The following is a 23,159-nucleotide window of genomic DNA, read 5'->3' as shown; positions in this document are numbered from 1 at the left end:
GCCGACTAGACTCGTCCCGGTCCGTACATCCCCGTACACCACACACACCTCACTCCGACCGAGGAGCGCGCTCGTGCTTGAGGCCTTCTTCACCACCCTGCTCGTCCTGGTCGCCGTCGGCGTCCTCGCCTTTGCGGGACTGACCTTCAAGAAGCTGTTCCAGGGCCAGCGCTGACCCCCGGTCCCCGGTCCCTCCGCACCCCTACAGATCGACTGAGCTCATGATCGAGATTCCGTCCGACCTCCACCCGGACCTCGTGCCCCTCGTCTTCCTCCTCGGCAAGTGGGAAGGCGCGGGCGTCGCCGACTTCCCCGGTGCCGAGAAGTGCAACTTCGGGCAGGAAGTCGTCTTCACGCACGACGGCCGGGACTTCCTCGAGTACGTCTCGCACTCCTGGGTGCTGGACGCGGAGGGCAAGCCCGTCCGCCCGCTGGAGACCGAGAGCGGCTACTGGCGGATCGACAAGGACCGCAAGGTCGAGGTCGTCATGATCCGCGACCAGGGCGTCGCGGAGGTCTGGTACGGCGAGCTGGCCGACCAGAAGCCGCAGATCGACCTGGCGACGGACGCCGTCGCGCGGACCGAGGCCTCCGGCCCGTACTCGGGCGGCAAGCGGCTGTACGGGTACGTCAAGGGCGACCTGATGTGGGTCGGCGAGAAGGCGACCCCCGAGGTGCCGCTGCGGCCGTACATGTCCGCGCACCTGAAGAAGGTCGCCGACCAGCAGAGCCTCCAGGAGTGGGCGCAGAACCTTCCGGACGACATGCCGGACGGCGTCGCCTTCTTCCGCCCGGACGGCACGCCGTACAACCCCGAGCAGCAGTAACGCCGCCCGTCCTCCTCAGCCTCGTGTCCCGCGCGGGGCGGCGGCCGGAATCCGGCGCCGCCCCGGGTGGGCCGTGGTCCCGCGGGGCCCGTACCGACCCGTCGGGCCCGCCCTAGACTGGGAGCGTGGTGGACACCGACTGGCAGAGCGACCTCCGTAAGCGCGGCTACCGGCTGACCCCGCAGCGACAGCTCGTGCTGGAGGCGGTGGACCGTCTCGAGCACGCGACACCGGACGACATCCTCACCGAGGTCCGCAGGACCGCGGGCGGCGTGAACATCTCCACGGTCTACCGGACGCTGGAACTGCTGGAGGAGCTGGGCCTGGTCAGCCATGCCCACCTCGGGCACGGCGCCCCCACCTACCACCTCGCCGACCGGCACCACCACATACACCTGGTCTGCCGCGACTGCACCGGGGTGATCGAGGCCGATCTGTCCGTGGCCGCCGACTTCACGGCGAAGCTGCGCGCGGAGTTCGGCTTCGACACGGACATGAAGCACTTCGCGATCTTCGGCCGGTGCGCCGAATGCTCCTCGAAGGAGCCCTCCACCGAGCCGTAGGCTGGTCGGCATGCGTCCCATGCGTCCTTCGAAGAGCCCGCTGCTGTCGCTGCCCGGCGCCGTCCCCGCCGAGGGTCCCGACGACGGCGTCGCCGCGCACTACGGCGATCTGTTCCGCGAGCAACGCCTGCTCGCCGGCGGGGCCGGTTTCGTCGACCTCTCGCACCGGGGGGTCGTCACCGTCACCGGCTCCGAGCGGCTGAGCTGGCTGCACCTGCTGATCACCCAGCACGTGAGCGATCTGCCCCCCGGGCAGGCCACCGACGCGCTGATCCTCTCCCCGCACGGCCACATCGAGCACGCGCTGTACCTGGTGGACGACGGCGAGACCACCTGGATCCACGTGGAGCCCGGCACCCAGGAGGCGCTGCTCGCCTACCTGGAGAGCATGAAGTTCTTCTACAAGGTCGAGACGGCCGACCGCACGGACGACTTCGCGGTGGTGCACCTGCCGGCCGGTTCGATCGCCGAGGTCCCCGCGGGCGTCGTGGTGCGCGAGACGGCGCACGGCCGCGACCTGTTCCTGCCGCGCGCGGACCTCGAGTCGTTCGCCGCCGCGCACGGCCCGGCGGCGGGCGTCCTCGCCTACGAGGCGCTGCGCGTCGAGGCCCACCGCCCGCGGCTCGGCCTGGAGACCGACCACCGGACGATCCCGCACGAGCTGGGCCTGATCGGGGTGGCGGTCCACCTCCAGAAGGGCTGCTACCGGGGCCAGGAGACGGTCGCCCGCGTCCACAACCTGGGGAAGCCGCCGCGCCGCCTGGTCTTTCTGCACCTGGACGGCAGCGAGGTCCACCTCCCCGCGCACGGCGCCCCCGTCCGCCTGGCCGCGGACGGCCCGGAGGGCCGCCAGCTGGGCTTCGTGACGACATCGGCCCGGCACCACGAGCTGGGCCCGATCGCCCTGGCCCTGGTGAAGCGGAACGTTCCGGTGGATGCGGCCCTGCTGGTGGGCGAGGCGACGGCGGCATCACAGGAGGTCGTGGTCGAGCCGTAGGGAGTGCGCGGCGTTCCGGGTACCGACCGGTTCGGCACCGCCGGGCCGGGCGGTGCCGAACCGCTCAGACCTCCAGCAGCACCGTGAACGGACCGTTGTTCGTCAGCGACACCTTCATGTCCGCCCCGAACCGCCCCGTCTCCACCCGCGCCCCCAACCCCCGCAGCGCAGCCACCACCTCGTCGACGAGCGGCTCCGCCACCGGCCCCGGCGCCGCCGCGTTCCACGTGGGCCGGCGCCCCTTCCGCGCGTCACCGTAGAGAGTGAACTGCGAGATCACCAGCAAGGGTGCGCCCACGTCGGAGCAGGACTTCTCGTCCTCCAGCACCCGCAGGGACCACAGCTTGCGCGCCAGCTGGGCCGCCTTCCCGGGGGTGTCGTCGTGCGTCACACCGACCAGCACGCACAGACCCTCGCCGATGATCTCGCCGACCACCCGGCCGTCCACGGCGACGCTTGCCCCGTCCACCCTCTGCACCACAGCACGCATACGGACCATGATGCCCTGCGCCCGAACAGGTCCGTTCGGGTGGAGAGGCCCTGCGCCGGGGGCGCACTCGGTGGCACGATGCGTGCAGGCGGTGCTTTATGCGGGCAACGGCAAGGTGATCCGGCCGCACACCGCCCGAGGGGACGGAACCGCATGACCACACCCACCGAGGAAGGCCCCGTGCTCGAAGCGGCCGCGGCGGACCGCACGGCCGTGGAGCTGAAGGGCCTCCCGGAGCTGATGCACCTGAAGGGCCTCACGTCTGTGGACAGCCTGCACGCCAGACCCCCGAGCCAGCGCTCCGGGCCCCTGGCGGACGTCCCCGGCCGGGCGCTGAGCGAGCTGCGGCTGGCGGAGCTGCGCGCGCTGCGCCGCGAGTCGCAGCGCGAGGAGGCGGACCTCAGCTATGTGCGGCGCCTGCTCCAGGGCCGCATCGACATCCTGCGGGCCGAGCTGGCCCGCCGCGCCGCACCGGCCGGGTCGGCGGTGGAGCGGCTGCTGGTGGACCGGCTGTCGGAGATCCTCGCGGACGGCCCGTCCACGCACCGCTCCTCCGCCCGGCACGTGACGGTGGGCCCCCCGCACGGCGAGGAGTACCGGCGGCTGGCCGAGGACATGCTGTCCGAGGTGGCGCTGTCGGACCCGGGCGCCCGCACCGAGCCCGAGCTGCACGAGGCGATGCGCCGCCTGGCCGTGTACGAGCGGCAGGTCTCGGTCCGCCGCCGCAGGCTGCAGTGCACGTCCGACGATTGCGGAGCGGAAATCGCACGCAGGTACCGTGAAGGAGAAGCACAAGTAGACGACCTGCTCTCGTGAGACCGGTGGGGCACGGCCCCACCCGCCGGGGAACGGTCGCCGCACCACCCCCGGAAGGCCGACGATGACCTCCTCGACCCTTGCACCGCACGCGTCCGCCACGGCCACCGCGTCAGCCCCTGCCACTGCCACTGCGGCCACCGTCAGCGATATACCGGGCATACCCCCGGTCCTCGCCGAGGTCGTGCGCTCCGGCTTCGTCGAGGGCCACCACCGCGGCTCGCTGGTGGTGCTCGCGCCCGACGGCAGCGTGGAGACGGCGCTCGGCGACCCCTCGGCCCTGGTCTACCCCCGCTCCGCCAACAAGCCGATGCAGGCGGCCGCCGTGCTGCGGGCCGGGCTGGAGCTGTCCGGCGAGCGGCTGGCCCTGGCCGCCGCCAGCCACTCCGGAGAAACGTTCCACCTGTCGCTGGTGCGCACCATGCTCGCCGAGTTCGGCATCCCGGAGAGCAGCCTCCAGACCCCGCCGGACCTGCCGCTGGACCCGGTCGAGGCCGAGTCCTACCTGGCCTCCGGCCTGGTGCGGGACCGCATCACCATGAACTGCTCCGGCAAGCACGCCGCCATGATCGCCGCCTGCGCCGCGAACGACTGGCCGCTGGAGTCCTACCTCTCCCCCGACCACCCGCTCCAGCGGCTCGTGCTGGAGGTCGTGGAGGAGGCGAGCGGCGAGCCCGTCCACCACGTCGGCACGGACGGCTGCGGCGCGCCCCTGATGGCGCTCTCCCTGACCGGCCTGGCCCGCGCCTTCCGCAGCTTCGTGCTGGCCCCCGAGGGCACCCCGGAGCGCAGGGTGGCGGACGCGATGCGCGCCCACCCCGAGTACGTGGCCGGCACCCGCCGCCCCGACACCTGGCTGATGCGCGAACTGCCGGGCACGTTGTCGAAGATGGGCGCCGAGGCCGTGCAGGCCGTGGCCCTGCCGGACGGCCGGGCCCTCGCCTTCAAGATCTCCGACGGCGCCGGGCGCGCCCTCGGGCCCGTACTGGCGCGCGCCCTGGCCACGATGGGCGTGGAGGCACCGGTCCTCGCCCGGATCGCCGACCAGCCGCTGCTCGGCGGCCCGGAGCGGGTCGGGGAGATCCGCGCGGCGTTCTGAGCCGGGAGGAGCCGAGAGGGGCCGGGAGGAGCCGAGAGGCCGTCCCGCGGCGGGCGCCCGGCCCGGGTAATTCCGGTGCGCCCGCCCCGTACGCCACCTAGCGTGCTCGCATGAGTCCCGAGGTCCGTACGATCGACGACGCCGATCTGCCCGACTGGATCCGTGCCGTGCACACCGGTTTCCTGAAGCCGCCCGTGGCGACGAAGGAAGAGGTGGCCATACGCCGTGCGGGCATCGAACTGTCCCGCACCCAGGGCGCCTTCGACGCCGGGCGCTGCGTCGGCACCTTCCGCAGCTTCGCGCAGCGGATCACCGTGCCGGGCGGCGCCACGGTGCCGGCCAATGCCGTCTCCAACGTCACCGTGTCGCCGACGCACCGCCGCCGGGGGCTGCTCAGCCGCATGATGGACGGCGACCTGCGGGCCGCCAAGGAGCGCGGCGACGCCGTCGCGACCCTCATCGCCGCCGAGTACCCGATCTACGGGCGCTTCGGCTTCGGCCCCGCCACCCGCACCACGGAGTGGACGGTGGAGGTGGCCCGCGCCGGGCTCGACCCGCGCTACGCCGGACCGGCGGACGGCGGGCGCGTGGACTTCGCGGACGGCGCCGCGGTGCGGGAGTCCGGTCCCGCCCTGCACGAGCGGCTGTGCGCAGGACAGCACGGCGCCGTCGACCGCACCGAGCGCTGGTGGCGGCTGGCCACGGGCGACATCCCCCGGCCGGGCAAACCCTGGACGGAACCGTTCCACGCCCTCTACCGTGCCCCCGACGGCACCGTCGAGGGCCTCCTGGCCTACACCGCCGACGGCACCTGGGAGGCCAAGCTCCCGCAGAACACCGCCACCGTGCACGACCTGATCGCGGTCTCGACGGAGGCCCAACGCGCCCTGTGGCACTTCCTGTTGTCGGTCGACTGGATCACCACGGTCAGGACCGGCCTGCGAGCCCCCGACGATCTTCTCCCGCTGCTGCTGCCCGACCCGCGCGCGGCCAGGATCACCACCGAGGCCGACTACCTGTGGGTCCGCCCGCTCGACGTGCCGACGCTCCTGGAGGCGCGCACGTACGCCTGTCCAGGCTCGCTCGTGCTCGACGTCGCAGACCCCGGCGGCCTGGCGGGCGGGCGCTTCCTGCTGGAGGCGGGGCCGGACGGGGCGAGCTGCACGCCCACGGCCCGCCCGGCCGAACTCTCGCTCGACGTGGGCGATCTGGGCGCGCTCTGCCTCGGCGGCGGGTCCGTGGCGCAGCTCGCCGCGCTGGGCCGGGTGGCGGAGGAGCAGCCGGGGGCGGCCGCCCGGGCCGAGCTGATGCTGCGCACGGCGCGGCAGCCGTGGTGCCCGGACATCTTCTGAGCCGCTCGGGAGGGGCTGTTTCCACGAACGCTTGACCTCAACCTCGGTTGAGGTCGGAGGCTTCTTCTCGCAAGCGCGGTGCGGGGCTCCGGCCCCGCACCGCGCGACACCGCCGCAACCTCCCGTCCCGAGAAGAGGACCCCGTCATGTCCGACGCCCCCTACCGCCTGGCCGTCGTCGTCGCCTCCACCCGCAGCGGCCGCTTCGCCCCCACCGTCACCAACTGGCTGACCGCGCAGACCGATCAGCGCGACGACATCGAGGTCGACGTCATAGACCTGGCCGACCACCCGCTGCCGCTGCACCTCAGCAAGGAGCCCGGCCCGGAGGACGCGGCCGCCCTCGCCGCCGTGACCCCGCGGCTCGCGCAGGCCGACGCGTTCGTCGTCATCACCCCCGAGTACAACCACAGTTACCCCGCCTCCCTGAAGAACCTCATCGACTTGCACTACACCCAGTGGCAGGCCAAGCCGGTCGCCTTCGTCTCCTACGGCGGCCTCTCCGGCGGCCTGCGCGCGGTCGAGCACCTGCGCCCGGTCTTCGCCGAGCTGCACGCGGTCACCATCCGGGAGACCGTCAGCCTCCACAGCCCCTGGGGCAAGCTGGACGGCTCGGGCCGCCACCTCGACGAGGAGGCGGGCGCGGCCGCCCGGGGCGCCGCGAAGGTCATGCTCGACCAGCTCGCCTGGTGGGCCGTCTCCCTGCGCGAGGCGCGCGCCGCACGCCCGTACGGGAACTGACGCGCCGTTTACGACGTTTACGGTGGAAGGATGAGCAAACAGTCACTGCCTTACGTGTGCGGACTCGACGCCGCCGTCGACGTCATCGACGGCAAATGGAAAGTGCTGATCCTGTGGGCACTGCACGACCGGCCCCGCCGCTTCGGGGAGACGCGGCGACTGCTGCCGGGCGTCAGCGAGAAGGTCCTGGCCCAGCAACTGCGCGAGCTGGAGGCGGACGGCATCGTGCACCGCGAGGTGTACGACGTGGTGCCGCCCAAGGTGGAGTACTCCCTCACCGCGCAAGGCCGCTCCCTGCACGAGGCGCTGGTGCCCCTGGGCGCGTGGGGCACGCAGCGCCTCGCCCTGATGCAGGCGGAAGCGGACGCGGGGGATGCGGGGGATGCGGGGGCAAACACATTTCCGCACGGGAGCGCGGCTCGGGTAAGGTGACCGCCCTCAGCAGTGAACGACCCAGGAGGTGAGCCCCATTACCGCTGCAGCAGGCCGGGTGCTCTCACCTCGCGCGAGTCAGGTCCCTCACGGGTTGAGGTGACCGCGAGGGCGCCCTTCGGCTTCCCGAAAGGCTCTCATGTCACTTCCTGCTCTCTCCGATGTCCCCGGCTTCCGCGACATCGTCACCACGCTCCGGGCGGCGGGCTGTGTCTTCGCCGAGGACGAAGCGGAACTGCTCGTCACCACGGCACGGACCCCTGACAACCTCGCCGCCATGGTGGATCGGCGCGTTTCCGGACTGCCCCTTGAGCACGTGCTCGGCTGGGCGGAGTTCTGCGGGCTGCGCATCGCCGTGGACCCCGGCGTCTTCGTGCCGCGCCGCCGCACGGAGTTCCTCGCCCGCCAGGCCGCGGGCCTCCTGACCGGGCCGCGCCCGGTCGTCGTCGACCTGTGCTGCGGCTCGGGCGCGGTGGGCGCGGCACTGCTCGCGTCCGGCGTCGAGCTGCACGCCGTGGACATCGACCCCGCGGCGGTGCGCTGCGCCCGCCGCAACGTCGCCGGGGCGGGCGGGGGCCGCGTGTACGAGGGCGACCTGTACGGGCCGCTGCCCGCCGCCCTGCGCGGCCGCGTCGACGTGCTGATCGCCAATGCGCCGTACGTCCCCACCGACGACATCGCGCTGCTGCCCCCGGAGGCCCGGGTGCACGAGCCGCGCGTCTCGCTGGACGGCGGTTCGGACGGCCTCGACGTGCAGCGAAGGGTGGCGGAGGCGGCCGGTCACTGGCTGGCGCCGGGCGGCCACTTGCTCATGGAAACGAGCGAGCGCCAGGCGCCGCGGACGGCGGAGGCGTTCAGGCGCGGGGGCCTGGTCCCGAGGCTGGCAACGTCGGAGGAACTGGACGCGACGGTGGTGGTCGGGGTTCTTTCCCCCACCCCGCCCCTTCCCGTAACCGGGGGCAAGCCCCCGGACCCCCGGGGGTGGGAACGGGGGCTACGCCCCCTGCCCCCGGGCCCCTAGGCCCTGTCGTCAAAATAGCGCCGTCCGCCCGGAGGGCGGGCCCCGCGGCGTCTGGTGCGTGCGATCGCAAGGCGGAGGGAGGAGAGCGCAGCGGGCTGCGCCGACGACCGACAACGCGGCGTGGGGGCACCTCCTGGGGGCACCCCCAGGAGGTGCCCCCAGACGGGCTGAAATTCAGCCCGTCCGGCGTTTGAGGCTCCGCCCGATGTGCGGCTCCGCCGCGCGGCGCGCGCAGCGCGGTCCGGGGTCTGGGGCGCAGCCCCCCACGCGGCGGAGCCGCACATCGATACAGCCGGGAAGGGGCGGGACCGGGGAAAGGAAACCCCCAACCCCTCAACGCGGATTCGCCGCCACCCCCTCCGTGCTGAGCAGCACCACCACCGCCCCCGCACCAACCCCCAGCTCCTCCCGCCGCCCCTCCGCCCCGCTCCCCGTGAGAACGGCCCGCACCCCCGCCAGCGAAGCCGCCCCGCACGGCCCCGCGTCCACGCCGAGTGCCGCCAGGTCCCGCCCCGCACGCGCGCTGTCCGCGTCGGAGACGACCGTGGCCGCGTCCAGCCCCTTCCGCAGGAAGGGCCAGGCGAGCCGCGACGGCGTACCGCAGTTCAGCCCCGCCATGGCCGTCCTGCCCGTGGTCACGCTCACCGCCTCGCCCCGCAGGAGGCTCTCCAGCACGCAGGCCGCCGCGTCGGGCTCGACGGACAGCAGCGCGGGCGCGGCCCCGGACCGGAGCCGGCTGCGGTAGTGCGTGATCGCGGCCTGGGCGAGCGAGCCCACGCCGACGGGCACGGCCACGAGGCCGGGGGGTTCGACTGCCCTGTCGGTCAGTTGCTCGTCGATCTCGGCGAACAGCGTGGAGTAGCCCTCCACGATCCAGCCGGGAATCCGCTCGTACCCGGCCCAGGCGGTGTCCTGGACGAGCACCGAGCCGGGCTCGCCGGCGGCGCGGGCCGCCTGCCGGACGGCTTCGTCGTAGGGGCCGTCGACCCGGGTGATCCGCGCCCCCTCGCCGGCGATGGCCGACACCGCGGCCGGGTGCACGCCCGAGGGCACGAAGACGTGGGCGCGCTGCCCGAAGCGGCGGGCCATGTGGGCGACAGCCCGCCCGTGGTTCCCCTCGGTGGCCGTCACCAGCGTGATCGCCCCGCCCTCCCGTTCGGCGAGGATCCGGTGCACCGCCCAGGAGGCGCCCAGCGCCTTGAACGCGGGAAGTCCCAGCCGGGAGGACTCGTCCTTGACGAAGACCCGCCCGACGCCGAGCTGCTGGGCGAGCGAAGGGAGTTCCACGAGCGGGGTGGGCGCGTAGCCGGGCAGCGCGGCGTGGAACTCCCGCACTTCGGCGGGCGCGGGAGCACAGGTCCAGTCCCGGGCGGCGGGACGGGCGTACCAACGGGGCGCGGAAAGTGATGACATATCGGGCACGCCCCAAGCCTGCTACGTGATCGTCCCCGCGGTCCAGCAGGACCGGGTCCCCAAACAGGCCGCCCGGAAGGGCGGAAACGGGGAACCGGGGAAACTACGCCTTCGGCTGCGTGAAGCGGATGCGGTTGCCGAACGGGTCGCGCAGTCCGCAGTCGGTCCCGTAGGGGCGCTCGGTCGGCTCCTCGGTGAACTCGACGCCGCGCGCCAGCAGCGTCTCGTAGGTCTTGCGGCAGTCGTCCGTGGTGAGGATGAGCCAGCCGCCCATCGCTCCCTTGGTCACCAGATCGCGGACCTGCGCGGCCGTCTCCTCGGACATCATGGGCCCGCCCGGCTGCTCCAGCAGGATCTGCCGGCCCGGCTCACCGGGGACGCTGACGGCCAGCCAGCGCATGAAGCCCAGCGGGACGTCGGCGGCGATCTCGAGGCCGAGCTTGCCGACGTAGAAGTCGAGGGCCTCGTCCTGGTCCAGGACGTAAATCTGCGAGTGCGTGATGGCGTTGAACATGTCCATCACACTATGCGGCCGCCGCTCCGGAAACTTATCCAAAACTGCTCGGCCCGCTCGGCCCGCTCGGCCGCATCCACGCCATCGCGAAGCACGTCGGGACGCCCGCGGCCGCCGCGCTCTTGCGGTACTCCCGCGGCGACATGCCGACGATGTCGCGGAAGGTCCTGCTGAAGGTGCCCGGGCTGCCGAAGCCGACGGCGAAGCAGATGTCCGTCACACTGCGGTCGGTCCCGCTCAGCAGGGACATGGCCCGCTCGACACGGCGGCGCTGAAGGTAGCGGTGCGGCGTCTCGCCGAACGTGGCCCGGAAGGTCCGGGTGAAGTGCGCCTCGGACACATAGGCGATCCGGGCCAGCGCGGGGATGTCCAACGGCTCTGCGTAGCCGCGGTCCATCGCGTCGCGCGCCCGCAGCATCCGGCGGTTGGAATCCTCGGTTTCACGGCTCACCGCGTCATCAGACCACAGTCCGGAGCGCGGTCCCGGAGCAGCCGGGGGTCTGCAGCCCCCCGGCCGTACGGTCCGACGGTCAGCTCAGCCGGGCGTCGGCGTAGACGGCCATCGCGTCACGCTGGTATGCGGCCAGCCCGTCCGCGATCCTGTCGAAGTTCGCACGGAACTGCGGGTCGTCGGCATAGGTCCGGCCCAGCCCCTTGTACGCGGCCGCGTTCGGGGTCCAGAACCGGCACACGCCCTGGTAGTGGACGTCCACCTCGGCCTGCACCGCGGGGTCGGCGACCGGCGTGCCCGCCACCATGAACTCCGCGAAGCGGATCATCTGCGCCGTCACCTCGCGCTGCCACCGCTCGGTGTCCTCGCCGGTCATCGACTCGACGGCCTGCCGGGACTGCTCCCAGTGCTCGGGCCACCGCTCCCGCACCTCGGCCTCGGTCTCGGCGTTCGAGGGCTCGAAGCCCTCGAACAGGTTCTCCGGCCTGTTGATCTTTGCCATGTCGCTGTTGTCCTTGCCTTCCTCCAGTTCGGCGATGGTGCGGCCGACCGTGCGGGCGAGCGTCTCCAGCCGGTCCCGCTCCCCCAGCAGCCGCCGGTGGTGCTCACGGAGCACGGCCACCTGATCGACCTGACTGTCCAGCACCGCCCGGATCTCGCGCAGCCCCACCCCCAGCTCCCGCATCAGCAGGATCTGCTGCAACCGCAGCAGACCGGCCTCCTCGTAGTAGCGGTGCCCGTTGCTCCCGATCCACGCGGGCGGCAGCAGACCGATCTCGTCGTAGTGCCGGAGCGTCCGGGAGGTCACCCCGGACATCCGGGCCACATCCGCGATCGACCAGGCCATTGCCCCTGCCTCCCATCGCCGGGCCGGTCCTTCCGGCCACACGTACGACCGTAGGAGTTGACGCAGCGGAAAGCGCAAGCCGGAACGGCGTCCGGATCGCGCCGTGGCCGATAACCGCAACTATTGCAAGCACCTGCTTGCAATAGTTAGCACGATGCGGCAGCATCGCCCCCATGGCTTCACTCAACGTCGGCAACCTCGGCGAATACCTGCGCGAGCAGCGGCGCAATGCGCAGCTCACGCTGCGGCAGCTCGCCGATGCCGCCGGAGTGTCCAACCCGTACCTCAGCCAGATCGAGCGCGGTCTGCGCAGGCCCAGCGCCGAGATCCTGCAGCAGCTGGCCAAGGCGCTGCGGATCTCCGCCGAGACCCTGTACGTCCAGGCCGGGATCCTCGACGAGCGGGATCGGGACGAGGCGGAGGTCCGCAGCGTGATCCTCGCCGACCCCTCGATCAACGAGCGGCAGAAGCAGGTGCTTCTGCAGATCTACGAGTCCTTCCGCAAGGAGAACGGGCTCGCGACGGGCGATACGGGCAAGAAGGACGACCCCAGCACACCCACTAGCTGATCCGGGAGACCAACGCCATGGCCCTCACCCAGGACATCCGCAAGGCCGCCACCGACACCGGCTACGCCGTGGCCGGTGCCGCCGACCTCACCGCCGAGAAGATCGGGCAGTTCGTCGCGGACGCCCCCGAGCTGCTCGACCAGCTCCGCAGGACCGACCCCAAGGCGGCGGGCGCGCGGCTGACGCAGCAGGCCAAGGACGTCCGGACCCAGGTGACCGGCAAGGTCACCACCTTCATCGGGTCCCTCGACACGGACGTGCGCAAGATCGGCCAGACCGCCCAGGACGTGGCGCTCCAGGGCGTCGGCCAGGCCGTCGGCTTCGCCGCGAAGGCCGGCGAGACCTTCGACAAGCTCTCCGAGCGCGGCCGCGAGGCCGTGAAGACCTGGCGGGGCGAGCAGGAGCCGCAGCAGACCTCCGAGATCGCCGTCGCCGTCGAGCCGCGCAGCGAGGAGCAGGCGCCCGCGGAGGGGCAGGACAAGGAGGCCGGCGCCGCCGAGGGCTCCGACGCCAAGCCGGCCGCCGCGCGCCGCACCACGACCGCCACCCGCAAGCCCGCCGCCAAGAAGACGGACGCGAAGACCGGCGACCAGTAGCAGGCCTGCAAGCAGGAGCGGAACAGCGGTCCGGGCACGTGCCGCGTGCCCGGACCGTTCACCCGGTACGGTGGGCAGCAGGAGCGCAGCGAAGAGGTGGACGGCATGCTCGTAGAAGGCTTCGGCGAAATCCTGTACTGGATCTCCATCGGTCTGCTCGTCTTCACGGTCGTCGCGTTCGCCGACGCCGCGGTACGCCGCGAGGACGCCTACCGGGCGGCGGACAAGCAGTCCAAGGGATTCTGGCTGATCATCCTCGGCATCGCGGTCCTGGTGAACCTCTTCTTCGGGATCCTGAACTTCCTGCCGATCCTCGGCCTGATCGCCACGATCGTCTACATGGTGGACGTGCGCCCGGCGCTCCGTCAGGTCACCGGCCGGGGCGGCCCGCGCAGGCGCGGCGGCTCCAGCTCGGACGGCCCGTACGGCCCGTACAACGGCGGGCGTTGACCCTCCCTCAGGCAGGGTGCGGTCGGCCGCGCTCCAGCAGCAGGACCGCCAAGTCGTCCGTCAGCTCACCGCCGTTGAGGGCCTGGACCTCCACCACGGCCGCCTCCAGCAGCTCCTCGCCTCGCAGCCCCTCCTTGACCTGACGGGTGATCAGCTCGATCATCCCCTCCTGGCCCAGCAGCCGCGCGCCGTCCCCGACCCGGCCCTCTATCAGGCCGTCCGTATACATCATCAGGCCCCAGGAGTCGCCCAGTTCGACCTCCTGCTGCGGCCAGCGGGCGCCGCGCAACAGCCCCAGCGCCGGGCCGCCGCCATCCTGCGGCAGCAGACCGGGGGCCGCTCCGGGGCGTACGAGCAGCGGGGCCGGGTGACCGGCCAGGCAGAGCGTGGCCGAGCGGCCGTCCGGCGCCAGGTCGACCGTGCACAGGGTCGCGAAGATCTCCTCGTCGGCGCGCTCGTGCTCCAGCACTTGCTGGAGCGTGCCCAGCAGCTCGTCACCGCAGAGCCCGGCCAGCGTCAACGCCCGCCACGCTATGCGCAGTTCGACGCCCAGGGCCGCCTCGTCGGGGCCGTGTCCGCAGACGTCGCCGATCATCGCGTGGACCGTGCCGTCGGGCGTGCGCACCGTGTCGTAGAAGTCCCCGCCGAGCAGGGCGCGGCTGCGGCCGGGCCGGTAGCGGGCGGCGAACCGCAGGTCGGAGCCGGCCAGCAGCGGGTGGGGCAGCAGGCCGCGCTCCAGCCGGGCGTTCTCCTGCGCGCGCAGCCGGGTCTCGGTGAGCTGCCGCTGCGCGAAGTCGGCCCGCTTGCGCTCGACGGCGTAGCGGATGGCCCGGCTGAGGACGCGGCCGTCCAGCTCGTCGCGGAAGAGGTAGTCCTGCGCGCCCACGCGCACCGCCTCCGCCGCCCGCTCGGCGTCCGCCTCGGCCGTCAGCGCGAGCACGGCGTGGTGCGGGGCGAGCCGCAGCACCCGGCGCAGGGTGTCCAGCTCGTCCGGGACGCCGGGGGCCACGGGGGCGCAGTCGACGGACGGGAGGGCCAGGTCGAGGAGGATGCACTGCACGTCGTCGGTGAGCAGCCGCTCCGCCTCGGTGAGGTTGCGGGCCGTGCGGATGCGCACGGGCTTGCCCGCGACCCCGGTCATCTCGGCCATGTCCGGGCCCGACAGCGCCCCGCCGGGGTCGTCCTCGATCACCAGCAGGGTCAGCCCGGCGTCGGGCAGCACGGCGGGCGGCTCCACCGGCCTCGGCGCGGGTACGGGCATCATGTCGATCCTTCCCTCCCCCCGAGGGCACGGCAGCTCGCCGACAGGCGAGTACCGAACGTGACCCTAGCGCCAGAGCCCTGTCGAACGGAATGGTACGCAGCCACCCGCCTCTGTCATATGCCCTTGTCGGGAAGGGAGTTGACGTCTCCGTGATGACATACATCACGTCCTACGATGGTATGGACCATGCCCCTCTGAGGCCCGTCCGCGCCCGGTCTACGGACGTACGACCCCGAGAATCGGCATGGACCCTGCCCCCGCGAGCATCACCTGCCGCCCCGGCCGCGGCGCGTGGACGATCATTCCGTCGCCCACGTACATCCCCACGTGGCTGGCGTCGGCGAAGTAGATCACCAGGTCGCCCGGGCGCATGTCCTTGACGTCGACCTTCGGCAGCTGCCGCCACTGCTCCTGCGAGGTGCGCGGTATGGCCCGCCCCGCCGCCTCCCAGGCCCTGAGCGTCAGGCCCGAGCAGTCGTAGGTGTCCGGGCCCTCGGCGCCCCAGACGTAGTCCTTGCCGATCTGCGCGACGGCGAAGTCGATCGCGCGCCGGGCCTCGCCCGTGGCGGAGGACCGCCCGGCGAGGCCCTTCGCGGCGTCGGAGGCCAGCCAGCGGTCCTGGGCCTGCCGGGCCCGTTCCTCCTCCAGCTGCCGCAGCCGCTCCCGCTCCTTCGCCGCCAGCCGCTCCTCGAGCTTCTTCGCGGCGTCCAGCTTCGCCTCGATCTCCTTCTTCGCCTCTTCCTTCTTCTTCCGGTCGGCCGCGAGGGTCTGCCAGCGCTCGCCGGCCGCCTTGGTGTAGGTGTCCAGCTCGGCCTTGGTGGCCGTGACCTGCGCCAGCAGGTCGCGGGTGGCCTGCTGGCCCTTGCGGGCGAGGGAGACCCCGTCGAGGAAGGACTCGGGCGAGCCGCTGAGGAAGAGCTGGGCCTGCGGCGGCATCCCGCCGCTGCGGTACTGGGCGCGGGCCAGGGCCCCGGCCAGGTTGCGCAGCTTGTCCATGCGCTCCTGGGCGGCGGTCGCCCGGCCGGTCAGCTCGGCGACCGTCTTCTCCTGGTAGTGCTCCTGCTCGCTCACGGCGTTGTACGCGTCCGTGGCGGCCTCGGCCTGGCGGTAGAGGGTCTCGACCTCCCGGTGCACCTCCTCGAGGTTCTGCCCGGGCTCCTGCGGGCCGCCGGAGGGGCCGGGAGAGGCCGCGGAGTCCTGCGGAGGTCTAGGGTCCGCATACGCCGCGCCCGGGGCGCTCAGCATCCCGGCCCCGGCGACGCACACCAGCGCCGCGGCGACGAGGAGCCGCCGCCCGCCCCGCCCGGCGCTCCCGCGCTCTGCCTTGCCGACCTCGTCCGCCTCGTCCACCCCGTCGCCCACCGCGCTCATGCCGCAGCTCCACCCCCATGCCTTACATGCCGTCACGCAGAGTTCGGATCGTGTCATGCCCACCCGTAAACCGACAGAGGGCTGCATCACACCAAGGAACGAACCGGCCGTCCTGCAAGGCCACCACCCTGACGGACGAGGTTCACCCTCCGTTCACTCTTCCCCATCGACCGCTTCACCTGATCTGCCTAATTTCGGCCGTGCAAGGTGCGGGGAACACGTCCAGAGACGCCCCGGCCTCCATCCGCGGACCGCACTACCGAGCACCGCAACCTCTCGCACGCCGCCCCAGCGGCGGCTCCCGGAAGGAACACCCCCAAAGTGAAGCTTCAGCGCAAGAACCGGCTTCGCACCGTGGCCCTCGGCGCCATCGCCGTCTCCGGCGCCCTGGTCCTCACGGCGTGCGGCTCCGACGACAACAGCGGCAACGGCTCCGGCGGCAACGGCACCACCAAGGCCGCCGGCAACATCAAGTGCGAGGGCAAGGGCCAGCTGCTGGCCTCCGGCTCGTCCGCGCAGAAGAACGCCATGGACCTGTGGGTCAAGAACTTCATGGCCGCCTGCAAGGACGTCCAGATCAACTACAAGCCCACCGGTTCGGGCGCGGGCATCCAGGAGTTCCTCCAGGGCAAGACCGCCTTCGCGGGCTCCGACTCGCCGCTGAAGCCGGAGGAGGTCGCCAAGTCCAAGGAGGTCGTCAAGGGCGGCCAGGGCATCAACCTCCCGATGGTCGGCGGCCCCATCGCCATCGGCTACAACGTGCCCGGCGTGGACAACCTCGTCCTCGACGCCGACACCCTCGCCAAGATCTTCGACGGCAAGATCGAGAAGTGGAACGACGAGGCGATCGCCAAGCTCAACAAGGACGCCAAGCTTCCTGACCTCAAGATCCAGGCGTTCCACCGCTCCGACGAGTCGGGTACCACGGACAACTTCACCAAGTACCTCAAGGCCGCCGCCGACAAGTCCTGGCCGTACGAGCCCGCCAAGGCGTGGAAGGCCCAGGGCGGCCAGTCGGCCGACGGCTCGGCCGGAGTGTCCTCGCAGGTCAAGCAGACCCAGGGCGCCATCTCCTACTTCGAGCTGTCCTACGCCACCGCCAACCAGATCAAGACGGTGAAGCTCAACACCGGCGCCTCCGCCCCGGTCGAGGCCACCTCCGACAACGCCTCCAAGGCCATCGCCGAGGCGAAGATCGTGGGCACCGGCACCGACCTGGCCCTCAAGCTCAACTACACCACCAAGGCCGAGGGCGCCTACCCGATCACCCTGGTCACGTACGAGATCGTGGGCGACAAGGGCAACAAGGCCGAGTCCCTCCCGGCCACCAAGTCCTTCCTCACCTACGTCGCCAGCCAGGACGGCCAGGCGGTCCTCAAGGACATGGGCTACGCCCCGCTGCCCGCCGAGATCGCCCAGAAGGTCCGCGAGGCCGTCGCGAACCTCTCCTGACACACGGGGCGGGTGCACCGACACCCGCCCCGTCCGGTGCACCGCCGCGCCAGGAGCCGGCCGCCGGGCGAACCGCCGGGACGCACAGCCGTCCGGACGGTCCACCCGGCGGCGGCCGGCTCCGCAGACCGGAGAAACCCATGGACATAACCTCAGCCACGACAACCGATCCCCCGGCCCGCGCCGAGCAGGGCAGGACCGTCACCCGCGCGGGTGACCGCATCTTCCTCGGCCTCTCCCGGGGCTCCGGCATCCTGCTCCTGGTGATCATGGCCGCCATCGCGGTCTTCCTCACCATCCGGGCCGCCAGCGCCCTCTCCCACGACGAGGGCAACTTCTTCACGACGTTCGAGTGGAACGCCAACGCCACGCCGCCGGTCTTCGGCATCGCGGTGCTCGCGTTCGGCACGGTCGTCAGCTCCCTCGTCGCGATGCTCATCGCGGTGCCCGTGGCCATCGGCATCGCGCTGTTCATCTCCCACTACGCGCCGCGCAGGCTCGCCGCGCCGCTGTCGTACGTCATCGACCTGCTCGCCGCCGTGCCGTCCATCGTCTACGGCCTGTGGGGCGCCCTGTTCCTGGTGCCGCACCTCGGCGGCCTCTACAGCTGGCTCAACGACTACTTCGGCTGGACCGGCATCTTCGAGTACCACGACGGCGCCGCCCGCTCGCTCTTCACCATCGGCATCCTCCTGGCGATCATGATCCTGCCGATCGTCACCAGCGTCAGCCGCGAGGTCTTCCTCCAGGCGCCGAAGATGCACGAGGAGGCCGCGCTCGCCCTGGGCGCGACCCGCTGGGAAGTCATCCGGATGTCCGTCCTCCCCTTCGGCCGCTCGGGCGTCATCAGCGCGTCCATGCTGGGCCTGGGCCGGGCGCTCGGCGAGACCATGGCCGTGGCGACCGTCCTCTCCCCCAGCTTCACCATCGGCAAGAGCCTGCTCGACCCGGGTGGCGGAACGTTCGCTCAGAACATCGCCAGCAGCTTCAAGGAGTCCGGCGAGATCGGCAAGGACGCCCTGATCGCCTCCGGCCTCGTCCTGTTCGTACTGACCCTGCTGGTCAACGGCGCCGCCCGGTTGATCATCGCCCGCCGCAAGGAGTACTCGGCATGAGCGACGTGACGATCGACAAGACCGCGATCGCCGACAGCGCCCCTCAGCCGGGCACCTCCCTCCACCAGCCCCGCCTCCCCCGCTGGGCGCCCGCCGCCCTCGCGGCCGGCGCGGCGGCCACCGGCACCGCCATCGGCCTCGGCGCCGGGCTGGGCAACCGCATCCAGTGGGGCCTGATCGCCGCCCTGCTCTTCATCGCCGGGATGTACGCCCTGGCGAGCGCGGTCGAGGGCCGCCGGCAGGCCAAGGACCGCCTCGCCACCAGCCTGGTGTGGGTCTGCTTCCTGCTCGCCGTCGTCCCGCTGGTCTCCCTGATCTGGGAGACGGTCTCGCGCGGCAGCAAGGTCCTGGACGGGAACTTCCTCTCCCACTCCATGGGCGGCGTGCTGACCATCCAGCCCGGCGGCGGCGTCTACCACGCCATCATCGGCACCCTGGAGCAGGTCGGCATCGCCACCGCCATCGCGGCCCCCATCGGCCTGCTGACGGCGATCTACCTGGTGGAGTACGGCCGCGGCCGCCTCGCCAAGGCCGTGACCTTCTTCGTCGACGTCATGACGGGCATCCCGTCGATCGTCGCGGGCCTGTTCGTCCTCAGCTTCTGGATCCTGATGCTGGACAACGGCTACTCCGGATTCGCCGGGTCGATGGCCCTGGCGATCCTGATGGTGCCGGTGGTCGTCCGGTCCACGGAGGAGATGCTCAAGCTCGTCCCGAACGAGCTGCGCGAGGCCTCGCTGGCGCTCGGCGTGCCGAAGTGGCGCACGATCCTCAAGGTCGTCCTCCCCACGGCCATCGGCGGCATCGCCACCGGCGTGATGCTGGCCGTCGCCCGCATCGCCGGCGAGTCCGCCCCGATCGTCCTGCTGGTCTTCGGATCCCAGATGATCAACAACAACCCCTTCGAAGGCGCCCAGTCCTCCCTGCCGTACTACATCTACGAGCAGTGGGCGGCGGGCAACGCGGCGAGCTACGACCGCGCCTGGGCGGCAGCCCTGGTCCTCATCGCCTTCGTCATGATCCTCAACCTGGTGGCCCGCGGCATCGCCCGCTGGAAGGCCCCCAAGGCCGGCCGCTGACGCGGTTTGATTTCCCGAAAGTAGTGATCCCCATGGCCAAGCGAATCGACGTCAGCGGCCTGACTGCCTACTACGGCTCCCACAAGGCCATCGAGGACATCTCGATGACCGTGGAGCCCCGCTCCGTGACCGCCTTCATCGGCCCCTCCGGCTGCGGCAAGTCCACCTTCCTGCGCACCCTCAACCGCATGCACGAGGTCACCCCCGGCGGCCGCGTCGAGGGCAAGGTGATGCTGGACGACGAGAACCTCTACGGGGCCGGGGTCGACCCCGTCTCCGTCCGCCGCACGGTCGGCATGGTCTTCCAGCGGCCGAACCCCTTCCCGACCATGTCCATCTACGAGAACGTGGTGGCCGGCGTCCGCCTCAACGGCGGCCGGCTCCGCAAGCCGGAGCTGGACGCGATCGTGGAGAAGTCCCTCAAGGGCGCCAACCTCTGGAACGAGGTCAAGGACCGCCTGAACAAGCCGGGCGCCGGCCTCTCCGGCGGTCAGCAGCAGCGCCTGTGCATCGCCCGCGCCATCGCGGTCGAGCCGCAGGTCCTGCTGATGGACGAGCCCTGCTCGGCGCTCGACCCGATCTCCACGCTTGCCATCGAGGACCTCATCGGCGAGCTGAAGGAACGGTTCACGATCGTCATCGTCACCCACAACATGCAGCAGGCCGCCCGCGTCTCGGACCGCACCGCCTTTTTCAACCTCGCGGGTGTCGGCCAGCCGGGCAAGCTGATCGAGATCGACGACACGGAGCGCATCTTCTCCAACCCGTCGGTCCAGGCCACGGAGGACTACATCTCCGGCCGCTTCGGGTAATCCCCGACCACGGTCGCCTTGCGGCGCTGCATGGCGGTGCCGCCGCAAGGCAAAGGGCCCGGCCCCCTGCTCGTAACAGGGGGCCGGGCCCGTTGGCTATTTCAGCCCGTCCGGCGTTTGAGGACCGGGGGTCCGGGGGCAGAGCCCCCGGTTCGGGAAGGGGCGGGGTGGGGAAAACCGCCGGAGGCCCCGCCGGCCCGCCACCCGGGACCGCTACCCGAACGCCAGCCTGACCAGCCAATAGCTGAGCGCGGCCACACCGGCCGCAGCCGGCATCGTGATGAACCAGCCGAGAATGATGTTCTTGGCCACACCCCACCGCACCGCATTGACCCGCTTGGTCGCCCCGACACCCATGATCGCCGAAGTGATCACATGCGTGGTCGAGATCGGCGCCTTGAACAGGAACGCCGTGGTGAACATGACCGACGCACCGGTCGTCTCCGCGGCGAAGCCCTGCGGCGGGTCCAGCTCGATGATCTTGCGGCCCAGCGTGCGCATGATGCGCCAGCCGCCCGCGTACGTGCCCAGCGACAGCATCAGCGCACAGGCGATCTTCACCCAGATCGGGATGGCGTCACCCTTGTGCTGCACATCGCCGATCACCAGCGCCATGACCACGACGCCCATGGTCTTCTGCGCGTCCTGGAGGCCGTGGCCGAGCGCCATGCCGGCGGCCGAGACCGTCTGGGCGATCCGGAAGCCGCGCTTCGCCTTGTGCGGGTTGGTCTTGCGGAAGATCCACATGATCACGACCATCACCAGATAGCCCAGCACCAGGCCGACCAGCGGCGAGAGGACCATCGGGATGATGATCTTCTCGATCACGCCCGACCAGATGACGGCCGTGCCGCCCGCGAGCGCCGCGCCCACCATGCCGCCGAACAGGGCGTGCGAGGAGGACGAGGGCAGGCCGAAGTACCAGGTGACCAGGTTCCAGGCGATCGCACCGACCAGCGCCGCGAAGAGGATGCCCATCCCCTTGTCGCCCGTCGGCGTCTCGATCAGGCCCTCGCTGACGGTCTTGGCGACCCCGCTGCCCAGGAAGGCACCGGCGAGGTTCATCACGGCCGCCATCGCGAGGGCCGCACGCGGAGTCAGCGCCCGCGTCGAGACCGAGGTCGCGATGGCGTTGGCGGAGTCGTGGAAGCCATTCGTATACGTGAAACCGAGCGCGACCCCGATGGTCACGACTAGAGCGAACGTGTCCACCGGGGGTCAGGACTCCTTGACCGCGATGGTCTCGACGGTGTTCGCGACGTGCTCGAACGCGTCGGCGGCCTCCTCGAGCACATCCACGATCTGCTTGAGCTTGAGCACCTCGATGGCGTCGTACTTGCCGTTGAAGAGCTGGGCGAGCAGCTTGCGGTGAATCTGGTCGGCCTGGTTCTCGAGGCGGTTGACCTCGATCCAGTACTCGGTCAGGTTCGTCATGGTCCGCAGGTTCGGCATGGCCTCGGCGGTCAGCTCGGCGGCCCGTGCGAGGACCTCGATCTGCTGCTCGACGCCCTTCGGCAGCTCCTCGATCTGGTAGAGGACCACCAGGTCGACGGCCTCCTCCATGAAATCCATGATGTCGTCGAGCGAACCGGCGAGGGAGTAGATGTCCTCGCGGTCGAACGGCGTGATGAAGGAGGAGTTCAGCTGGTGGAAGATCGCGTGGGTCGCGTCGTCCCCGGCGTGCTCCGCTGCCCGCATCCGCTCGGCGATCTCGGCCCGGCCGGACGCATCCGCTCCGAGCAGTTCCATCAGGAGCTTGGAGCCCGTGACGATGTTGTCCGCGGAGGCGGCGAACATGTCGTAGAAGCTCGTCTCCCTGGGGGTCAGACGAAAGCGCACGTGGGATCCTCGGGGTGCAGCGGATTCGGTCTCGTCGATGCTAGGCGCATCATCCAGCCACAGCTAACTGGCATTCCCTCAGTGTCGCCCATCGGGAAGAGTGCTCATGAATGCGGTACGCACCTCTGGCGGGAAATTTCGGTACGATATACCCGCCGGGGGTATATGCGGCGGATACGGCCGGAGAGCCGCCGCCAGGGGGCGGCAACTGCCGCAGAGCCCGGAATCCCGCTGATGACCAGCGTGGACGGTACCGTCGGGACGACCCGGCAGGACAACGGAGGACGCCATGACGAGCACGGATGCCACCGTGACCAGCACCACTGATCCGGCCGACCCGGCCGCGGCGTCCTGCCACGGCGACGCAGCCGCCGCCTCCCCGCAGGGCCCGCACGGCTACAGCAAGCAGAAGGACCAGCACCTCAAGCGACTGCGCCGGATCGAGGGCCAGATCCGCGGCCTCCAGCGCATGGTCGAGGAGGACGTCTACTGCATCGACATACTCACCCAGGTGTCGGCCAGCACGAAGGCGCTCCAGTCCTTCGCCCTCCAGTTGCTCCAGGAGCACCTCCGCCACTGCGTGGCCGACGCGGCCGTCAAGGGCGGGACGGAGATCGACACCAAGGTGGAGGAGGCGAGCGCGGCGATCGCGCGCCTGCTCCGCACCTGAGCGCTCCGCTCGGTGTGCGGTCATGGGATGTGCGGTCATCGGATGTGCAGTCGTTCGACTGCGGGCCGTCTGTGGCCGGTCGCGCAGTTCCCCGCGCCCCTTGGGGGCGCGGTACCGCGCCGGACTCAGCTCCCGTCCGCTTCCCCCTCCGGCCCGACGGGCCGGCGCCGCACGACCCGCAGCACCTCATCGATCCGGTCGAAGCTGAGCCGCTCCTCAGCCGCACTGGACGCGGCGATCATCAAGTCGCCGTAGAGATCGATCTCGATGAGGGCCACGGGATCCTGCCCTCCGCCCGTACCGCACGAACCGCCCGTACCGCACGTACTGCGCCGCGGAACCACGTGATTCACCTCCTCGGGTCTGCTCGGGGCATCGGC

At 71.4% G+C, this 23,159-nt stretch carries 27 protein-coding genes; 17 read left to right on the top strand and 10 right to left on the bottom strand.

Going from position 1 to position 23,159, the window contains the following annotated elements; all coding sequences use genetic code 11:
* Positions 1–221 precede the first annotated feature (221 nt).
* From AC1Z4A_RS17600 to ygfZ, 3 genes are all read left to right on the top strand, one after another.
* The gene (locus tag AC1Z4A_RS17600) at positions 222–827 is read left to right on the top strand and encodes a heme-binding beta-barrel domain-containing protein (protein WP_483679951.1); all 606 of its coding nucleotides are present in this window, start codon (positions 222–224) and stop codon (positions 825–827) included.
* A 125-nt stretch (positions 828–952) separates the two neighbouring features.
* Positions 953–1,390 carry a Fur family transcriptional regulator gene (locus AC1Z4A_RS17595; protein WP_483679950.1) on the top strand — a complete coding sequence of 146 codons (438 nt, stop codon included), beginning with the start codon at positions 953–955 and terminating at the stop codon, positions 1,388–1,390.
* A gap of 19 nt (positions 1,391–1,409) precedes the next feature.
* On the top strand, positions 1,410–2,387 hold the full coding sequence (gene ygfZ / locus AC1Z4A_RS17590) for a CAF17-like 4Fe-4S cluster assembly/insertion protein YgfZ (RefSeq protein ID WP_483683627.1): 978 nt from the start codon (positions 1,410–1,412) through the stop codon (positions 2,385–2,387).
* Positions 2,388–2,451: 64 nt separating this feature from the next.
* On the opposite strand, the gene dtd is transcribed toward ygfZ, so the two are convergent.
* The gene (dtd, locus tag AC1Z4A_RS17585; protein WP_483679948.1) at positions 2,452–2,877 is read right to left on the bottom strand and encodes a D-aminoacyl-tRNA deacylase; all 426 of its coding nucleotides are present in this window, start codon (positions 2,875–2,877) and stop codon (positions 2,452–2,454) included.
* Between the two features lie 240 nt (positions 2,878–3,117).
* Between dtd and AC1Z4A_RS17580 the strand changes: the two genes are divergently transcribed.
* From AC1Z4A_RS17580 to AC1Z4A_RS17555, 6 genes are all read left to right on the top strand, one after another.
* Positions 3,118–3,693 (top strand): RsiG family protein, encoded by a 576-nt coding sequence (locus AC1Z4A_RS17580; RefSeq protein ID WP_483683626.1) that lies wholly within the window; start codon positions 3,118–3,120, stop codon positions 3,691–3,693.
* A gap of 64 nt (positions 3,694–3,757) precedes the next feature.
* Positions 3,758–4,792, top strand: coding sequence for an asparaginase (locus tag AC1Z4A_RS17575; protein ID WP_483679947.1), 1,035 nt, complete (start codon positions 3,758–3,760; stop codon positions 4,790–4,792).
* A gap of 110 nt (positions 4,793–4,902) precedes the next feature.
* A complete protein-coding gene (locus AC1Z4A_RS17570; protein ID WP_483679946.1) occupies positions 4,903–6,144 on the top strand; it encodes a GNAT family N-acetyltransferase in 1,242 nt (413 codons plus the stop codon).
* Positions 6,145–6,290: 146 nt separating this feature from the next.
* Positions 6,291–6,884, top strand: a complete 594-nt coding sequence (locus AC1Z4A_RS17565) for an NADPH-dependent FMN reductase (RefSeq protein WP_483679945.1) — start codon at positions 6,291–6,293, stop codon at positions 6,882–6,884.
* Positions 6,885–6,914: 30 nt separating this feature from the next.
* Entirely contained in the window at positions 6,915–7,316 is a 402-nt protein-coding gene (locus tag AC1Z4A_RS17560) for a winged helix-turn-helix transcriptional regulator (protein WP_483679944.1), read from the top strand.
* A gap of 139 nt (positions 7,317–7,455) precedes the next feature.
* Positions 7,456–8,337 carry a putative protein N(5)-glutamine methyltransferase gene (locus tag AC1Z4A_RS17555; RefSeq protein WP_483679943.1) on the top strand — a complete coding sequence of 294 codons (882 nt, stop codon included), beginning with the start codon at positions 7,456–7,458 and terminating at the stop codon, positions 8,335–8,337.
* Positions 8,338–8,670: 333 nt separating this feature from the next.
* Here AC1Z4A_RS17555 and AC1Z4A_RS17550 read toward each other — a convergent pair whose 3' ends face one another.
* The 4 genes from AC1Z4A_RS17550 to AC1Z4A_RS17535 form a co-directional block, all read right to left on the bottom strand.
* On the bottom strand, positions 8,671–9,750 hold the full coding sequence (locus AC1Z4A_RS17550; RefSeq protein WP_483679942.1) for a pyridoxal-phosphate dependent enzyme: 1,080 nt from the start codon (positions 9,748–9,750) through the stop codon (positions 8,671–8,673).
* Between the two features lie 103 nt (positions 9,751–9,853).
* Positions 9,854–10,264, bottom strand: a complete 411-nt coding sequence (locus tag AC1Z4A_RS17545; protein WP_483679941.1) for a VOC family protein — start codon at positions 10,262–10,264, stop codon at positions 9,854–9,856.
* 34 nt (positions 10,265–10,298) lie between these two features.
* Positions 10,299–10,682 carry a helix-turn-helix domain-containing protein gene (locus AC1Z4A_RS17540; protein WP_483683625.1) on the bottom strand — a complete coding sequence of 128 codons (384 nt, stop codon included), beginning with the start codon at positions 10,680–10,682 and terminating at the stop codon, positions 10,299–10,301.
* A gap of 112 nt (positions 10,683–10,794) precedes the next feature.
* Entirely contained in the window at positions 10,795–11,562 is a 768-nt protein-coding gene (locus AC1Z4A_RS17535; RefSeq protein ID WP_483679940.1) for a MerR family transcriptional regulator, read from the bottom strand.
* Between the two features lie 173 nt (positions 11,563–11,735).
* Here AC1Z4A_RS17535 and AC1Z4A_RS17530 point away from each other — a divergent pair, with 173 nt between their 5' ends.
* The 3 genes from AC1Z4A_RS17530 (at position 11,736) to AC1Z4A_RS17520 (ending at position 13,177) form a co-directional block, all read left to right on the top strand.
* Complete coding sequence (locus tag AC1Z4A_RS17530; protein ID WP_483679938.1) at positions 11,736–12,131, top strand: helix-turn-helix domain-containing protein; 396 nt, start codon at positions 11,736–11,738, stop codon at positions 12,129–12,131.
* A gap of 17 nt (positions 12,132–12,148) precedes the next feature.
* Positions 12,149–12,727 carry a hypothetical protein gene (locus tag AC1Z4A_RS17525; RefSeq protein ID WP_483679936.1) on the top strand — a complete coding sequence of 193 codons (579 nt, stop codon included), beginning with the start codon at positions 12,149–12,151 and terminating at the stop codon, positions 12,725–12,727.
* A 105-nt stretch (positions 12,728–12,832) separates the two neighbouring features.
* Positions 12,833–13,177: a DUF2516 family protein gene (locus AC1Z4A_RS17520; protein WP_483679935.1), complete on the top strand. Its 345-nt coding sequence runs from the start codon at positions 12,833–12,835 to the stop codon at positions 13,175–13,177.
* A gap of 7 nt (positions 13,178–13,184) precedes the next feature.
* Here AC1Z4A_RS17520 and AC1Z4A_RS17515 read toward each other — a convergent pair whose 3' ends face one another.
* Together AC1Z4A_RS17515 and AC1Z4A_RS17510 are read right to left on the bottom strand one after the other, a co-directional pair.
* Positions 13,185–14,438, bottom strand: coding sequence for a PP2C family protein-serine/threonine phosphatase (locus tag AC1Z4A_RS17515; protein WP_483683624.1), 1,254 nt, complete (start codon positions 14,436–14,438; stop codon positions 13,185–13,187).
* A gap of 219 nt (positions 14,439–14,657) precedes the next feature.
* Entirely contained in the window at positions 14,658–15,812 is a 1,155-nt protein-coding gene (locus tag AC1Z4A_RS17510; protein ID WP_483679933.1) for a C40 family peptidase, read from the bottom strand.
* Between the two features lie 321 nt (positions 15,813–16,133).
* Here AC1Z4A_RS17510 and pstS point away from each other — a divergent pair, with 321 nt between their 5' ends.
* The 4 genes from pstS (at position 16,134) to pstB (ending at position 20,270) form a co-directional block, all read left to right on the top strand.
* Positions 16,134–17,264, top strand: a complete 1,131-nt coding sequence (gene pstS, locus AC1Z4A_RS17505) for a phosphate ABC transporter substrate-binding protein PstS (protein WP_483679931.1) — start codon at positions 16,134–16,136, stop codon at positions 17,262–17,264.
* A gap of 140 nt (positions 17,265–17,404) precedes the next feature.
* Positions 17,405–18,379 carry a phosphate ABC transporter permease subunit PstC gene (gene pstC / locus AC1Z4A_RS17500; RefSeq protein WP_483679929.1) on the top strand — a complete coding sequence of 325 codons (975 nt, stop codon included), beginning with the start codon at positions 17,405–17,407 and terminating at the stop codon, positions 18,377–18,379.
* A complete protein-coding gene (pstA, locus tag AC1Z4A_RS17495) occupies positions 18,376–19,458 on the top strand; it encodes a phosphate ABC transporter permease PstA (RefSeq protein ID WP_483679927.1) in 1,083 nt (360 codons plus the stop codon). The genes pstC and pstA overlap by 4 nt, the downstream gene beginning before the upstream one ends.
* A gap of 32 nt (positions 19,459–19,490) precedes the next feature.
* Complete coding sequence (gene pstB, locus AC1Z4A_RS17490; protein ID WP_483679925.1) at positions 19,491–20,270, top strand: phosphate ABC transporter ATP-binding protein PstB; 780 nt, start codon at positions 19,491–19,493, stop codon at positions 20,268–20,270.
* 213 nt (positions 20,271–20,483) lie between these two features.
* On the opposite strand, the gene AC1Z4A_RS17485 is transcribed toward pstB, so the two are convergent.
* Together AC1Z4A_RS17485 and AC1Z4A_RS17480 are read right to left on the bottom strand one after the other, a co-directional pair.
* A complete protein-coding gene (locus AC1Z4A_RS17485) occupies positions 20,484–21,482 on the bottom strand; it encodes an anion permease (protein ID WP_483679923.1) in 999 nt (332 codons plus the stop codon).
* Between the two features lie 6 nt (positions 21,483–21,488).
* Entirely contained in the window at positions 21,489–22,109 is a 621-nt protein-coding gene (locus tag AC1Z4A_RS17480) for a DUF47 domain-containing protein (RefSeq protein ID WP_483679921.1), read from the bottom strand.
* Between the two features lie 289 nt (positions 22,110–22,398).
* Here AC1Z4A_RS17480 and AC1Z4A_RS17475 point away from each other — a divergent pair, with 289 nt between their 5' ends.
* Positions 22,399–22,779: a metal-sensitive transcriptional regulator gene (locus AC1Z4A_RS17475; protein ID WP_483679920.1), complete on the top strand. Its 381-nt coding sequence runs from the start codon at positions 22,399–22,401 to the stop codon at positions 22,777–22,779.
* Positions 22,780–22,904: 125 nt separating this feature from the next.
* On the opposite strand, the gene AC1Z4A_RS17470 is transcribed toward AC1Z4A_RS17475, so the two are convergent.
* Positions 22,905–23,057: a hypothetical protein gene (locus AC1Z4A_RS17470; RefSeq protein ID WP_483679919.1), complete on the bottom strand. Its 153-nt coding sequence runs from the start codon at positions 23,055–23,057 to the stop codon at positions 22,905–22,907.
* Positions 23,058–23,159 lie beyond the last annotated feature (102 nt).

The organism is Streptomyces sp. 17_S59 (genome assembly GCF_056930295.1).
The sequence above is the reverse complement of the archived record's forward strand: the minus strand, read 5'-3'. Positions and strand labels throughout refer to the sequence as shown.

Bases quoted from the DNA above. Each gene is read 5' to 3' on its own strand.
- AC1Z4A_RS17550 (WP_483679942.1), bottom strand. From the start codon at position 9,750: ATGTCATCACTTTCCGCGCCCCGTTGGTACGCCCGTCCCGCCGCCCGG.
- AC1Z4A_RS17535 (WP_483679940.1), bottom strand. From the start codon at position 11,562: ATGGCCTGGTCGATCGCGGATGTGGCCCGGATGTCCGGGGTGACCTCC.
- AC1Z4A_RS17475 (WP_483679920.1), top strand. From the start codon at position 22,399: ATGACGAGCACGGATGCCACCGTGACCAGCACCACTGATCCGGCCGAC.
- AC1Z4A_RS17540 (WP_483683625.1), bottom strand. From the start codon at position 10,682: ATGCTGCGGGCGCGCGACGCGATGGACCGCGGCTACGCAGAGCCGTTG.
- dtd (WP_483679948.1), bottom strand. From the start codon at position 2,877: ATGCGTGCTGTGGTGCAGAGGGTGGACGGGGCAAGCGTCGCCGTGGAC.
- AC1Z4A_RS17560 (WP_483679944.1), top strand. From the start codon at position 6,915: ATGAGCAAACAGTCACTGCCTTACGTGTGCGGACTCGACGCCGCCGTC.
- AC1Z4A_RS17510 (WP_483679933.1), bottom strand. From the start codon at position 15,812: ATGAGCGCGGTGGGCGACGGGGTGGACGAGGCGGACGAGGTCGGCAAG.
- AC1Z4A_RS17570 (WP_483679946.1), top strand. From the start codon at position 4,903: ATGAGTCCCGAGGTCCGTACGATCGACGACGCCGATCTGCCCGACTGG.
- AC1Z4A_RS17520 (WP_483679935.1), top strand. From the start codon at position 12,833: ATGCTCGTAGAAGGCTTCGGCGAAATCCTGTACTGGATCTCCATCGGT.
- AC1Z4A_RS17515 (WP_483683624.1), bottom strand. From the start codon at position 14,438: ATGCCCGTACCCGCGCCGAGGCCGGTGGAGCCGCCCGCCGTGCTGCCC.
- AC1Z4A_RS17525 (WP_483679936.1), top strand. From the start codon at position 12,149: ATGGCCCTCACCCAGGACATCCGCAAGGCCGCCACCGACACCGGCTAC.
- AC1Z4A_RS17545 (WP_483679941.1), bottom strand. From the start codon at position 10,264: ATGTTCAACGCCATCACGCACTCGCAGATTTACGTCCTGGACCAGGAC.
- ygfZ (WP_483683627.1), top strand. From the start codon at position 1,410: ATGCGTCCTTCGAAGAGCCCGCTGCTGTCGCTGCCCGGCGCCGTCCCC.
- pstC (WP_483679929.1), top strand. From the start codon at position 17,405: ATGGACATAACCTCAGCCACGACAACCGATCCCCCGGCCCGCGCCGAG.
- pstB (WP_483679925.1), top strand. From the start codon at position 19,491: ATGGCCAAGCGAATCGACGTCAGCGGCCTGACTGCCTACTACGGCTCC.
- AC1Z4A_RS17555 (WP_483679943.1), top strand. From the start codon at position 7,456: ATGTCACTTCCTGCTCTCTCCGATGTCCCCGGCTTCCGCGACATCGTC.
- pstA (WP_483679927.1), top strand. From the start codon at position 18,376: ATGAGCGACGTGACGATCGACAAGACCGCGATCGCCGACAGCGCCCCT.
- AC1Z4A_RS17530 (WP_483679938.1), top strand. From the start codon at position 11,736: ATGGCTTCACTCAACGTCGGCAACCTCGGCGAATACCTGCGCGAGCAG.
- AC1Z4A_RS17600 (WP_483679951.1), top strand. From the start codon at position 222: ATGATCGAGATTCCGTCCGACCTCCACCCGGACCTCGTGCCCCTCGTC.
- AC1Z4A_RS17565 (WP_483679945.1), top strand. From the start codon at position 6,291: ATGTCCGACGCCCCCTACCGCCTGGCCGTCGTCGTCGCCTCCACCCGC.
- AC1Z4A_RS17575 (WP_483679947.1), top strand. From the start codon at position 3,758: ATGACCTCCTCGACCCTTGCACCGCACGCGTCCGCCACGGCCACCGCG.
- AC1Z4A_RS17580 (WP_483683626.1), top strand. From the start codon at position 3,118: ATGCACCTGAAGGGCCTCACGTCTGTGGACAGCCTGCACGCCAGACCC.